This is a genomic window from Rhizomicrobium sp. (assembly GCA_037200385.1).
GTDB lineage: Bacteria > Pseudomonadota > Alphaproteobacteria > Micropepsales > Micropepsaceae > Rhizomicrobium.
In genome coordinates, this window is sequence record JBBCGL010000001.1 from 4,133,326 (window position 1) to 4,146,134 (window position 12,809).

A 12,809-nucleotide genomic window follows, 5' to 3' on the forward strand; every position below is an offset into this window, starting at 1 on the left:
ATACGAAGAGAGGGCCCCGGGCTAGCCCCCTTCGGTTCCAATTTGGCCATGGTTACAAGAGGTTCGACTTGAACAAGCGCGCTCTTATGCTTTCGGCTGCCGTGACGGCTTTGTTGTCCGGCCCGGCCTTGGCCACCGACACCAACGAAATCAAGACGGTCGTCTCGACAGCGCAGAAGACGAGCACGTCCAACACTGCGGGAACCGGCCCGGGCGACATCCTGATCGATGCGGGTGGCGGTATCAGTTTCAAGTCCGCCACCGTTCCGATGCTCACCATCGATTCGAGCAACAACGTCAACAATGGCGGCAGCATCTCGGCGTCCGACCAGGCCACGGCGACGGCGGTCCAGATCGACGCGAACGGGCTTGCGGGCAGCTTCACCAACACGGGCTCGATCAGCCTGGGCGGTTCCGGTACGGCCAAGACGGGCATCTACCTGGCCGGAACGAGCTCCTTCACCGGCAACATCGATCTGGAAAGCTCGTCGGCGGTCACCATCGTCGGCGACCAGTCCGTCGCCCTCAAGAGCGATGCCACGGCGATATTGAACGGCGACTGGCTGCTTGCCGGCGCCGTCACGGTGCAGCCGAGCAGCGACAATGAATCCTCGTCGTCGCAGGTGGTGCTCGCCAATTTGCAGGGTATCACCAACGGCAATATCCTCATCGGGACCTCGTCGACCATGACCGCGATCGGCAATGGCGCGGTCGGCTTCCTGCTGGGCGGCGCGCTGCAGCATTGTACGGTGGCGTCGTGCGCGGAGATCGGCACCTTCGCGAACTCGGGCACCATCGCCGTGGCCGGCGTCGCGACGCGCTCGTCCAACAAGGGCAACGCCAATTCCGGTTCGGCCGTGATCGTGCAGAACGGGCTGGCCGGCGGATTCGTGAACAACGGACCGCTCAGCGCCAGCGACGGCACCGTCGCCGCCACGATCCAGGGCAATGGCTCGACCCAGGCCACGGCGACCATCCTGTTCACGCCCGGCGCCACGCTGAGCGCGCCGATGGTCATCGGTGCCGTCACCGGCGACGCGAACGGCACCTATGGCTTCATCAATCGCGGCATCATCTCGGCGTCGCCCGAAGACCCCAATGAGCAGGCGCACGCGATCTTCATCGCGGGCAGCTCGACGAGTTCGGTCAACTTCACCGGCGGCATCTTCAGCTCCGGCACGATCACCGCCTCGACGACGAGCATCGATCCCGGCACCGCGGTCAGCGCCACGGCGATCGAGATCGCCGGTTATGCCAATGTTCCCGCGATCGAGATTTCGGCCCAGGCCGGCAGCGGCGGCACGGTCCTCGCGCAGATCTCCGGTCCCATGGGAGGGACGGCGCAGGCGATCTACATCCATGACAGCGGCACGGGCAGCGTTTCGGTTCCCACGATCACGATCGATGCCGGCGCCACCGTCGCCGCCAACGCCATTGCGACCGACCCCAGCCTTCCCACCGTCGCGCTTTCGGCCGTGGCGATCGAGGACGACACGGGGACGCTGACCACGCTCACCAACCACGGCACGATCAGCGCCTTCGCCACCACGCTTACCAACGGCCAGACCGCGCACGCCACGGCGGTATTCGCGAGCGGCCCGATCGGCAACGGCCTGACCTTCAACAATACCGGCACGGTGAAGGGCGATGTGATCTTCGGCGACGGCAGCGACACGTATAACGTCGTCGGTACCGACAGCTCGACGACGGGCACGGCGACGCACACCGGCGCGATCGATTTCGGCGCGAGCTCGCGCGGCACGAACACATTCACCAACACCGCCGATCTCGACGTGCTGCATGTCGGGCAGTTCGCCAATGTCGCGGGCTCCATCACCTCCGAAGGCACGCTCGACATCCGGATCGACAATTACGGCGCGTTGTCGGTCCAGAACGTCGACACGGCGCTGAACGTGCGCGACCTGACCCTGGCGGGCGGCGGCGTGACGACGGCCGGCACGCTGAACCTGACGGTCTCGCAGGGGCTCGGCACGACGGCCGTCATCGCGGCCTCGGATGCCGTGACGTTCGGCACCGGCGCCAAGCTCACCGTGCAATATGGCAGCTTCATTCCGCTCACCGGCAACGGAAAATTCGTCCTGCTTTCTGCGCCGACCGGCCATCTCAACATCGACCAGACCGATGTCGATGCCTATTCGGACGAGGTCGGCGGCCCCGACCATCTGCCCTATCTGTTCGACAGCGCCGCGATCGATATCGAACATGTGGCCGGCAAGGACGAGCTGGTGCTGAACGTCGTGCCGAAAACCGTGCAGGCGCTCGGGATCACCGGCTACGCCGAGCACATGTTCCCCATCGCCAACCAGGCGGTGGCCAAGGACACGCTGCTCGGCGCCGCGCTCATCGCCGGCATCAATTCGCAGTCCGATGCCCAGAAGGCCTATGACGCCTTCGCGCCGGACGTCTCGGGCGGCGTGCGCCAGATCGCGATCTCGCTGACCGACCAGGGGACCGGCGTGGTCGCCGCGCGCAACCGCGAGCTTCGCATCTTCGGCAAGGAACAGGGCGACCTGACCCTGTGGGGCAACGAGTTCGGCGAATATTTCAGCACCAAGGGCGGCAACGTCTCGCCCAGCGATCCGACGCTGAACTCCGGCGCCGCGCCGGGCTTCAAGGATCACGGCTTCGGCTTCTCGCTTGGCCTCGACGAGGGCTCGGCCTCGGGCGGCTGGTACGGCGCGGCCTTCACCTTCTACACCGGCGACGTGTCGGAGGGCGGCGACCGCATCTCCAAGACCTCGACCCTGTGGTACATGCTCACCGGCTATACCGAATGGCGCGGCCGCGGCCTGTTCATCGAAAGCCAGGCCTCGCTCGGCTACGGCAATTTCAAGGGCAAGCGCATCCTCGACCTCACGATCCCGAGCACCGCCGGCGGCACGACCTTCACCCGCGAAGCGGACAGCAAGCGCGCCGGCCTCCTGGCCTCGATCGGCCTCACCATGGGCGCGCAGATGCATGCCGGCGGCCTGACGATGATCCCGCAGCTCTCGCTCGACGGCATGACCATGCGCGAGGAAGGCTTCACGGAGAGCGGCGGCGGCACCGGCTTCGACCTCGCGGTCAAACCCTACTACGCAAACTCGCTGCGCGCCTTCCTCGGCAGCGAATTCCGCACCGACATCGACCTCGGCGATTTCTTCCTGCAGCCCGCGGGACGCCTCGGCTATCGCTTCGACTTCCTGAACGATCCGGTGAAGCTGCATGCGCAGTTCGCCGATACCGATCCGACGCAGACCGGAAACCAGCCCGGCACGCCCTTCGCGATCCAGGGCCCCGACCCGGCGCGCGGCAACTACGTCGCGGGCGCGGCGCTCAACGCCACGACCGAGAACTGGACCATCGGCCTGAACTACGACTTCGTGCGCGGCTCGAACAACGCGACCGAGCAGGTCGGGACGCTCTCGCTGCTGGGCCGGATCTGAGGCCGGCCCTCCGCGGGGGAGGGCCGTTCACCGTGCCGCGTCGATCAGCTTCGCGACATCCGTCTCGGGCGTCGCGAAGGACAGCATCAGCCGCGCCAGCACGAAACCGTCCTGCGGCGCACCCCAGTCGTAGAACACGGCCCCCGCTTCGCGCAGCCTGGCGGCGAGCGCCTGCGGCATCCGCGCGAACACGGCGTTGGCCGATACCGGATGGGCGATCTCGATCGCACGGATCTCGGCCAGCCCCTGGGCAAGGCGCCGTGCCAGCCCATTGGCGCGGCGCGCATTGTCCAGCCAGTGATCGTCCGCCAGATAGGCGTCGAGCTGCGCCGAGACGAACCGCATCTTCGACAGCAGATGACCGGATTTCTTGCGGCGGTATTCGAAATCGCGCGCGTCTTCGGGATCGAAGAAGATGACCGCCTCGGCCGCCAGCGCGCCGTTCTTGGTCGCCCCGAAGGAGAGCACGTCGACGCCGCTCTTCCAGGTGAGCTCGGCGGGCGTGCAGCCCAGGCCCACCAGGGCGTTGGCGAAACGCGCGCCGTCGACATGCACTTTCATCCCGCGCGCCTGTGCGAGGTCCGCGAGCGCCGCGGTCTCGGCCGCCGTGTAGACCGTGCCGAGCTCGGTCGCCTGGGTCAGGCTCAGAACGCAAGGCTGGACCTGGTGGACCGAGCCGGCGCGAAAATTCCGGAGCGCCTGTTCGACGGCCGCCGGCGTCAGCTTGCCGTCGCTGCCGGCGATCGGCACCAGCTTGGCGCCGTGGGTGAAGAATTCCGGCGCGCCGCACTCGTCGACCGCGATATGCGCCTCGGCATGGCAGAGGATCGCGCCATGCGGCGGCGTCAGCGTCGCCAGCGCAAGGCTGTTGGCGGTGGTGCCGTTGATCACCGGATAGACCGCCACCTCGCGTTCGAAGACCTCGCTCAGGCGGCGCCGCACGCGCGCGGTGACCGCGTCGTCGCCATAGGCCGCGGCCGGTGCTTGGCCGATCGCGGCCAGTGCGCGCAGGATTTCCGGCGAGGCGCCGTATTGATTGTCGCTGGCGAAATTCATCGCGGTGCTCACCACGTGCCGGTATTGGGCATCGAGGCCCAGGGCTCTTGCGGCGGCAGCGCGGTGCCGTCCTGAAGCAGCTCGATCGAGATCCCGTCGGGCGAACGGACGAATGCCATATTTCCGTCACGCGGCGGCCGGTTGATCGTGACCCCGCCTTCCATCAGCCGCTTGCATACCGCGTAAATATCGCCGACCCGATAGGCGAGATGACCGAAATTCCGTCCGCCGGCATAGTCTTTCTCGTCCCAATTGTGTGTCAGCTCGACCATCGGGATTGCGTCGCCGCTGCCTTTTTCCGCATCCTCCGGCGCCGCCAGGAAGACCAGCGTGAAGCGGCCCATCGTGTTGTCGACGCGTCTGAGCTCCTTCAGGCCGAGCTTCGCGCAATAGAATTCCAGCGCGGCGTCGAGGTCGCCGACACGAACCATGGTGTGGAGATAGCGCATCGTGATCTTCCCTATGCGGCGGCCGGTGCGGCCATCCGCAGCCCTAATGGCTTATGTTATCAATGAAATCGATGCTGACGAATGATCACAAGACGGAATCACTTGTCATGTTGCAGCGCGAGAGGCGCATTTTCGCCACGTTGAAAAAGAATGTTGTCGTGTCAGCAAAGCGCGGTGGAACGATTAGCCGCATCTGAACGATCATCGTGCAATGCATGCGGAGCAGCGGTTTATGCGTTATCACCTCCTGGCAAAGTGGATTAAGGAATCCCGCGATTTTGCCGGGGTCCCGCGCCGGATATGCCATTCGCGCCAACCCATCGGAGGGATTGCTGCGCAAAAGCGCGGCGCTTGCGAATTAACTAGGCTGTTCACGAAGTTGCGTTTACCAAAATCGGAGACTAGACCCCCCTTGCGAACCGTGATTACGTTGGCTTTAAGAAAAAGGGAGCATCGGGCGGTAACCGGTGCCGGGAGGGGGACGCGTACTTTGGCCCAAATCCGCCAATCCCGGTGCGAGCGCGCCGGGATTAGTTTTGTGTAGGCGACGGAAGACCCATGGAACAACCAGCACACGATCTACGAACCCATCCCACGACCGTCGCCGAGAATACCAGTCGGCGCACGATCAGCTTTGCCGTTGTTGCACTCATTCATGTCGGCCTTGGCTTCGCGCTGATCGCAGGCCTCAAATCCGGCATGCTCGACAAGCTGCCCGAAGAATTGAAGGCGGAAGTCGTTCAGCCCAAGGATGAGGTGAAGCCGCCGCCGCCGCCGCCGCCGGATCTGGTCAAGCCGCCGCCGCCCTTCGTGCCGCCGCCGGAGATCAACATCCAGACGGACGCGGCGCCGACCAATGCGATTACCGCGGTGCAGAACACCGTGGCGACTCCGCCCGCGCCGGTCCAGGCCGCCGAGCCGCCTCCGACGCCTTCCAAGGCTGTCGGCCGCACCCATGACTGCCAGTCCTATTATCCGCCGCTGTCCAGCCGCCTGAACGAGCAGGGCGATGTCGCGGTGCACTATGATGTGGGCGTCGATGGCTCCATCAGCAATGTGGGCCTGACCAAATCAAGCGGCTTCGACCGGTTGGACCAGGCGGCGCTTTCGTGCGTTTCCTCCCGTTGGCGCAATACGCCCGCCATGCAGGGCGGCTCGCCCGTGGCTTCGCCGAATCATCAGGCCATCATCCGCTTTGTCTTCCACTGACCATCACGTCCATTTTTCCCGGATTACACGGAGTAGTACGACAATGAACTTGAAGCACCTGACGATCGCAGCCGCCTTCGTCCTGATTTCGGGCCTTGGCGCTAGCCAGGCCTTCGCCCAGTCCACGCCGCCTGCCGACCCCGCAGCGTCCGCCGCGGCACCGGCCGCCGCGCCGGCACCGGCTCCCGCCGCGCCTGCGATTTCCGCGCCGGCGCCCAAGCCCGCGGCATCGACCGACAATCCCTATGGCCTCGAGGACATCATCAAGAAGGGCAACCCGGTCTCGCTGACCGTGCTCGGCCTTCTGGCGATCATGTCCGCCGGCACCTGGTACATCTTCTTCATGAAGTTCTTCGAGCAGTCGCGCATCCTGACCCAGGCGCGCACGGTCGAGAAGCGCTTCTGGACCTCGGGCACGCTGGCCGAGGGCGTCGACAAGCTGCCGAAGAACTCGATGTTCCGTTCGGTGGCCGATGCCGGCATCCGCGCCAGCCAGGGCGGCACCAGCCTCGTCGGTCTCAATGACTGGATCGCGATGTCGCTGACCCGCCAGCTCGAAGACGCCAATTCGCGTCTGCAGGGTTCGATCGCCTTCCTCGCTTCGGTCGGTTCGACCGCGCCCTTCGTCGGTCTGTTCGGCACGGTGTGGGGCATTCTGCAGGCCCTTATCGCGATCGGCGTCGCCGGTCAGGCCTCGATCGACAAGGTCGCGGGTCCGGTCGGTGAGGCGCTGATCATGACCGCCATCGGCCTGATGGTCGCGGTGCCGGCGGTGTTGATCTACAACTACCTCGTCCGCCGCAACAAGGTCATCAACGAGAAGCTTCGCGGCTTCGCGGGCGACCTGCAGACCTATCTGATCACCAAGAGCGCCAAGTAAGCCAGGGACGCCGAACGGCGCGGAGATTTCATCCATGGCTATGAACGTTCAGCAGGACGATCACGGCGAAGATCCGGATCTGAACACGACCATCAACACCACGCCTCTCGTGGACGTGATGCTCGTGCTTCTCATCATCTTCCTGGTCACCATTCCGGTGATCGTGAAGACGGTTCCGGTCCAGCTTCCGAACTATAAGAACATCGCGACCATCACGAAGCCGGAAAACATCGTCGTCGCCGTCGATAAGGACGAGAACATCTATTACAACAACCAGCCGATCGATCCGTCGGAGCTGAAGGACAAGTTGGAGGACGCGCTGCGGCGCGCCCTCGCGACCGCCAAGCCGCTTCCCGAGGTCCACATCCGGGCCGACAAGAATGTCCGCTTCCAGGCGGTCGGCCGGGTGGTGTTTGCCTGCCAGGTTGCCGGCATCCAGAAAGTCGGCTTCCTGACCGAACCGCGCAACGATCAGCCGCAGTAACGCGAGCAGAGTAAAGGTATCGCCACATGGCAATGAATGTCGGCAACGAGAGCGGCGAAGGCGAGGTGATGGTGGAGATGAACACCACGCCGCTGATCGACGTGATGCTCGTTCTCCTCACCCTTCTCATCATCACGCTTCCCATCCAGACGCACGCCGTGAAGCTCGACATGCCGCAGAAGAACAACAAGCCGCCGCAGACGCCGCCGGTCGTGGTGACGCTCGTGGTGGACTTCGACGGCTCGATCCTGTGGAACGGCACCCAGGTCGACCGCGCGACGCTGGACAGCTACCTGTCCTCGGCCGCGACGGACGATCCGCAGCCGGAAATCCATCTCCAGCCCAACCGCCTGGCCAAGTACAACCAGGTGGCGATGGTGTTGGCCGATGCGCAGCGCATCGGGGTGACTCACATCGGGTTCACCGGCATCGAGAATATGCAGTAAGTGAGGGACGTCCCGGGGATCCCAGGTGCATGCGCCAGCATGCCTCTGGGTCCACGTTTTTTGAAGTAGAGGTCTGTAGAATGCTGTCCAAGTCGCTTCGCGCCGCCGCAACGGCGCTTCTCCTCGGCACCGCAACCCTCGCGGCCGCCACCCTCTCGCTCACCGTGTCCGCAGAGGCGGCCGCGCGTCCTGCCGTGGGCAAGGCGCTTCAGACGGCGATCCGCGAGGCCGGTGCCGGCAATTACAGCGCGGCACGTGCCGCGGTGGCGCAGGCCGAGGCCGTCGGCGGTCTCACCTCCGGCGACCACGCCGCCATCGAGCAGGTGCGCTCCTATATCGCCCAGAAGTCGGGTGCCGCGGGCGGCAAGGGCGGGCTGGTCACCGACTACACGGCCGGCCGCTACGGCGCCGTGATCGCCGCCGGCCGCAAGGGCGGCCTCGACGCGCAGTCGATGCAGCTCGTGGCGCAGGCCTATTACCTCACGCACGACTACAAGGGCTGCACCAGCTACATCCGCAACAATTTCGGCGGCGGCGCCGGCGAAAGCATCCTGCAGATGCAGCAGCGCTGCGCCTTCGAGAGCGGCGACAATGAGGGCCAGCGCATCGCGCTCGAGCAGCTCGTGCAGCGCACCAACAAGCCGGAATACTGGACCCAGCTTCTCAGCACCGCCGAGGGCACCAAGGGTGTCTCCGACCACGGCACGCTGGACATCTACCGCCTCAAATTGCTGACCAATACGCTGACCAAGAAGGACGACTACACCCTCCTGGCGCAGCTCGCGCTGCAGCTTGGCTTCGCGGCGGAGTCGGCCAACGTGGTCCAGAAGGGCATCACGGCCAAGGTCCTGACCGACGACCGCAGCGTGCGCCTGCTGAACATGGCCAAAGGGCAGGCCGGCGCCAATGCCGCGGGCTTTGCGCGGCAGCGGGCGACCGCCAACGGCGATGCGCTGGTCAAGCTGGGCGAAGATGCCTGGGGCCAGGGGCGCTTCCCGGATGCGCTGGCGCTGGTCCAGGCCGGCATCGCCAAGGGCGTGAGCGACAGCGACAATGCCCAGATCCGCCTCGGCATGGCCTATCTCGGCGCCGGCCAGAAGGAGCAGGCCATCCGCGCCTTCGCCAAGGTGAGCGACCCCAAGCAAAAAGTCGTCGCGCATCTCTGGGAAATCTACGCCCGCACGCGCTGAGGCGCGTCCCGGCGCATGAATCGAAAAGGCCGGAGCCCGCTCCGGCCTTTTTCTATTTGGGCTTCGGCTTGCCGCGGGGCGCGGTTCTGTTCAGCCACAGATAGGTCCGCACATCCGTATCCGGCGCTGCCGCGACGCCAGAGCCCGGCGCATGTGCGGTCAGCTCGCCGAGCGCGAAACCCATCTGCACGTCGTATGTCCGCGCGATCTGGTTGCGCAGCGGCTGCTCCGCCACATACCAGGCCCGCTTGACCGCGCCGTCGCGGCAGGTCGCCAGTTCGCGCGGGTCCGACGCGCCCCACCGATGCTCGACGCAATGATAAGGATCGAAGGAAAAGAGGAACAACCGCTTGCGCGCATCCTCATAGCCGAAGCCGACCGTCGCGCCGTCGCTCCGCGCATAGGAGATGCGGCAGGCCGCAGCGGTGCGGTCGTACATGGTCAGCATGTCGACTGCGAGGCCCGGCCCCGCATATTTGAGGCGCGGATCGCCGGCCTGGTACATCGCCATGAAGCGCGCGACCTGGTCGCGCAGCGCCTTGAACGCCGTCTTGAGCCGGGCGTCGCGCGACGGCGTCGAATAGGTCTCCCAGTCGCCTTCGGTGCCGTAGATGTTGGGCGGCAGCCGAGCCGGCTGGGGCATGTCCGTCAGCCCGGCATTGCGCGCCAGCGTCACCGCATCGGCACGGTAGTGCAGGTCGGCGCAATTGGACTCGACCATGTCGTGCACTTCCTTGAGCGGATCGAATTCCAGCCTGCCGCCGGCCAGCCGTGCCCGGACATAGTCGTAATAATCCATCGTCTCCTTGTTCAGCGTGAAGGTCCCGCCCCGCCAGTCGCGGTCGTCGTCGGGCCGCGGCCCATTGCCGAAGAACTGCTCCACCGAATAGTCCGTGATCTGACGGTTCATCGGCAGCACGACATGGCCTCCGGCGAAGCTGCCATCCGCTTGCTTCACCGCGCCGACCAGCGTCACCGGCCGCCAGTTCTTGAAGCCGGCCCCCATCCCCGGCGACGCGCGCACGAAGCGCAGATCGTAGAAGCCGCGCGTCATCGCATTGTCCGGATGGGCATCGAGATAATGGATGCGCCCGTCGGGATCGACACGATAGACCGTCGCCAGATGGCCGTTGGGGTCGTAGATCACCGTGCCCGGCCGGATCGATCGGGGCCCGATCGCCGGCGAATAGAAATCCTGCGGCAGCGGCGCCTCGAGCTCGGGATGGACGCGATAGGTCGCCGACGAGATCGTGTCGCGCAGCGTGTCGATCACCGCATAGCCGCTTTGTTCGCCGCTCGGCACCATGACGCGCTCGGAAACCGCATTGCCTTTCGCGGTGTAGCGGATATCGCGGGTGTGGCCGCGGGGCTCGACGTCGCTGACATAGGCGAAAGGCAGGCCGCGCTTCCAGGCATAGTAGAACCGCAGCACGTAAGGCAGGTCGGCGCAGTCGGAGCGGAAATAGATCCCCTCCGGGTCGGAGGCGCGGAACGGATTGCCGGGGCCGTGCAGGCAGCGGTCCACCGTATTGCAGTTCGAATCGCCCAGCGACGTCAGGAACTCGCCGAAGCCGCGCTCGTCTGCCGCGCTCCAGTGGTCGAAACGCACCACATAGAGCGCGGCGAGCACGGGCGGCGGCGTGACCGCGACGATCGGCGCCTCGTCCCCCGACGCGCCGGCGCCGCCCAGCAGCAGCGCTGCGAGCACGGCAATGGCCAACCTGGACGTCCCCACGGCTCCCCCTTTTTGCCGGAACGGTAGAGGACGCCGCCGGAGCCGGGAAGCGTGGCCGGGCGGGCGGCTGGCCGATATAAGGCTTGCGTAACATTCCGGTCACCGCCTGCATGGACGCGATCCTCACCCCGCCCGAGAGCGAGGCGCTGCTGTTGTCGCTGCGCATCTCGGCGACGGCCGTATTCGGCGCGCTGCCCTTCGCCTTCGCGGCTGCGCTGCTGCTCGCGCGCACCCGCTTTCCCGGCAAGACGCTGGTCGACGGTCTGATCCATGTGCCGCTGGTCCTGCCGCCGGTGGCGATCGGCTTCCTGCTGCTCATGGCCTTCGGGACGAGGGCCGGGCCGGGCGCCTTCCTGCTCCACAGCTTCGGCATCCGCCTGGTGTTCAGCTGGACCGGCGCGGCCCTTGCCTCGGCCATCATCACCTTCCCATTCCAGGTCCGTGCCATTCGCCTGTCGCTGGAAGCCATCGATCAGGGCCTCGGCGAGGCGGCCCAAACGCTAGGTGCCGTCTGGTGGGACCGCCTGCTCAACATCACGCTGCCGCTGGCGCTGCCCGGCATCGCGGCCGGCGTCATCACCGCCTTCGCCGCGAGCCTCGGCGAATTCGGCGCCATCATCACCTTCGTCTCCAACATCCCGGGCGAGACCCGCACCCTGCCGCTCGCGATCTATACCGCGCTGCAGACGCCGGACGGCGAGGCGGAGGCGCTGCGCCTGTCGCTGATGTCGATCGCGCTGGCGCTGGTCTTCATGGTCCTGGCCGAGCTGGCGCAGCGCCGCATGCGGCCGCGCCCATGAGCGTCGAGCTTTCGCTGCGCCACGCATTCCCCGGCTTCGCGCTCGACATCGCCTTCACCCTGCCGCGCACCGGCGTCACCGCGCTGTTCGGCGCATCGGGCGCCGGCAAGACCACCATCGTCAACGCCCTTGCCGGCACGTTCCGGCCGCGCCAAGGCCGCATCGTCATCGCAGGGCGGACCGTGCTCGACACCGCCGCCGGCATCTTCGTGCCGCCGCAGCAGCGCCGCGCCGGCTATGTCTTCCAGGACGCCCGGCTGTTCCCGCATATGAGCGTGCGCGACAATCTCCTGTTCGGCTGGCGCCGCGCCCCGCTGAAGGCGCCGCCGGCGGAGATCGATCGCGTCATCGCGCTGCTCGGCCTGTCCCACCTGCTGGCGCGGCGCCCGCATGCGCTGTCCGGCGGCGAGAAGGGCCGCGTCGCGCTCGGCCGCGCCCTGCTGTCCGCGCCGCAGATCCTGCTGCTCGACGAGCCGCTGGCGGCGCTGGATGCGGAGCGGCGGGCCGAAATCCTGCCCTATCTCGAACAGCTGCGCGACGCGGCGAAGCTGCCCATGCTCTATGTCAGCCATTCGCTCGACGAGGTCGCACGGCTGGCCGACGACATCGTGGTGGTGAAGGACGGGCGCGTCGCGCTGCAGGGTTCGGTCTTCGACGTGCTGACGGGCCTCGAACTGCCGGCGCTGGCGGGTGCGCCGCCGCTCGGCGCGGTAATCGCCGCGACGGTCTCCGCCCATCGCGACGACGGCCTCACCGCGCTCGCCTTCGATGGCGGCACGCTGCTGGTTTCGCAGCTGGGCGAGCCCGTCGGCGCCCGCCTGCGCCTGCGCATCCGGGCCGAGGAGATCCTGCTCGCGCTGGAGGCGCCGCGCGGGATCAGCGCGAACAACGTGCTGCCCGCCCTGGTGTCGGGCATTGCCGAGACGGCGAGCCATGCCGATATTCAGCTCGCCTGCGGCGCCACCCGCCTCGTCGCGCGCATCACCCGTGCGTCCGCCGCAAGGCTGGCGCTGGCGCCCGGCAAGCCCATATTCGCCATCGTGAAATCGGTGACGGTCGGCCAGCCGGCCGCCCCCCTCCCGCGCTTGTGATTGGCCTTGCGCGGGCCTCGCTG

11 protein-coding genes are annotated in these 12,809 nt (G+C 66.5%); 8 read left to right on the plus strand and 3 right to left on the minus strand.

Going from position 1 to position 12,809, the window contains the following annotated elements:
* Positions 1 to 68: 68 nt before the first annotated feature.
* Complete coding sequence (locus WDM91_19870; protein ID MEI9996862.1) at positions 69 to 3,446, plus strand: autotransporter outer membrane beta-barrel domain-containing protein; 3,378 nt, start codon at positions 69 to 71, stop codon at positions 3,444 to 3,446.
* Between the two features lie 27 nt (positions 3,447 to 3,473).
* Here the strand turns inward: WDM91_19870 and WDM91_19875 are convergent, their stop codons facing one another.
* Together WDM91_19875 and WDM91_19880 are read right to left on the minus strand one after the other, a co-directional pair.
* Positions 3,474 to 4,502: a low specificity L-threonine aldolase gene (locus WDM91_19875; GenBank protein MEI9996863.1), complete on the minus strand. Its 1,029-nt coding sequence runs from the start codon at positions 4,500 to 4,502 to the stop codon at positions 3,474 to 3,476.
* A gap of 8 nt (positions 4,503 to 4,510) precedes the next feature.
* Positions 4,511 to 4,951: a VOC family protein gene (locus WDM91_19880; GenBank protein ID MEI9996864.1), complete on the minus strand. Its 441-nt coding sequence runs from the start codon at positions 4,949 to 4,951 to the stop codon at positions 4,511 to 4,513.
* Positions 4,952 to 5,650: 699 nt separating this feature from the next.
* On the opposite strand from WDM91_19880, the gene WDM91_19885 reads away from it, so the two are divergent.
* The 5 genes from WDM91_19885 to WDM91_19905 all read left to right on the plus strand — a co-directional run bounded on the left by WDM91_19885 (position 5,651) and on the right by WDM91_19905 (position 9,160).
* Positions 5,651 to 6,160, plus strand: coding sequence for an energy transducer TonB (locus tag WDM91_19885; GenBank protein ID MEI9996865.1), 510 nt, complete (start codon positions 5,651 to 5,653; stop codon positions 6,158 to 6,160).
* Positions 6,161 to 6,203: 43 nt separating this feature from the next.
* Positions 6,204 to 7,040, plus strand: coding sequence for a MotA/TolQ/ExbB proton channel family protein (locus WDM91_19890; GenBank protein MEI9996866.1), 837 nt, complete (start codon positions 6,204 to 6,206; stop codon positions 7,038 to 7,040).
* Between the two features lie 34 nt (positions 7,041 to 7,074).
* Positions 7,075 to 7,524: a biopolymer transporter ExbD gene (locus WDM91_19895; GenBank protein MEI9996867.1), complete on the plus strand. Its 450-nt coding sequence runs from the start codon at positions 7,075 to 7,077 to the stop codon at positions 7,522 to 7,524.
* Between the two features lie 26 nt (positions 7,525 to 7,550).
* The gene (locus WDM91_19900) at positions 7,551 to 7,970 is read left to right on the plus strand and encodes a biopolymer transporter ExbD (protein MEI9996868.1); all 420 of its coding nucleotides are present in this window, start codon (positions 7,551 to 7,553) and stop codon (positions 7,968 to 7,970) included.
* A gap of 80 nt (positions 7,971 to 8,050) precedes the next feature.
* Positions 8,051 to 9,160 carry a hypothetical protein gene (locus WDM91_19905; protein ID MEI9996869.1) on the plus strand — a complete coding sequence of 370 codons (1,110 nt, stop codon included), beginning with the start codon at positions 8,051 to 8,053 and terminating at the stop codon, positions 9,158 to 9,160.
* A gap of 52 nt (positions 9,161 to 9,212) precedes the next feature.
* Here WDM91_19905 and WDM91_19910 read toward each other — a convergent pair whose 3' ends face one another.
* Positions 9,213 to 10,880, minus strand: coding sequence for a hypothetical protein (locus WDM91_19910; protein ID MEI9996870.1), 1,668 nt, complete (start codon positions 10,878 to 10,880; stop codon positions 9,213 to 9,215).
* Between the two features lie 98 nt (positions 10,881 to 10,978).
* Here WDM91_19910 and modB point away from each other — a divergent pair, with 98 nt between their 5' ends.
* Complete coding sequence (gene modB / locus WDM91_19915; GenBank protein ID MEI9996871.1) at positions 10,979 to 11,695, plus strand: molybdate ABC transporter permease subunit; 717 nt, start codon at positions 10,979 to 10,981, stop codon at positions 11,693 to 11,695.
* Positions 11,692 to 12,786 carry a molybdenum ABC transporter ATP-binding protein gene (gene modC / locus WDM91_19920; GenBank protein MEI9996872.1) on the plus strand — a complete coding sequence of 365 codons (1,095 nt, stop codon included), beginning with the start codon at positions 11,692 to 11,694 and terminating at the stop codon, positions 12,784 to 12,786. Before modB ends, modC begins: the two co-directional genes overlap by 4 nt.
* Positions 12,787 to 12,809: the final 23 nt, after the last annotated feature.

Excerpts from the sequence above, each read along its gene's own strand:
- WDM91_19875 (MEI9996863.1), bottom strand. The coding sequence starts at position 4,502 with ATGAATTTCGCCAGCGACAATCAATACGGCGCCTCGCCGGAAATCCTG.
- WDM91_19880 (MEI9996864.1), bottom strand. The coding sequence starts at position 4,951 with ATGCGCTATCTCCACACCATGGTTCGTGTCGGCGACCTCGACGCCGCG.
- WDM91_19885 (MEI9996865.1), top strand. The coding sequence starts at position 5,651 with ATGCTCGACAAGCTGCCCGAAGAATTGAAGGCGGAAGTCGTTCAGCCC.
- WDM91_19890 (MEI9996866.1), top strand. The coding sequence starts at position 6,204 with ATGAACTTGAAGCACCTGACGATCGCAGCCGCCTTCGTCCTGATTTCG.
- WDM91_19895 (MEI9996867.1), top strand. The coding sequence starts at position 7,075 with ATGGCTATGAACGTTCAGCAGGACGATCACGGCGAAGATCCGGATCTG.
- WDM91_19900 (MEI9996868.1), top strand. The coding sequence starts at position 7,551 with ATGGCAATGAATGTCGGCAACGAGAGCGGCGAAGGCGAGGTGATGGTG.
- WDM91_19905 (MEI9996869.1), top strand. The coding sequence starts at position 8,051 with ATGCTGTCCAAGTCGCTTCGCGCCGCCGCAACGGCGCTTCTCCTCGGC.
- modC (MEI9996872.1), top strand. The coding sequence starts at position 11,692 with ATGAGCGTCGAGCTTTCGCTGCGCCACGCATTCCCCGGCTTCGCGCTC.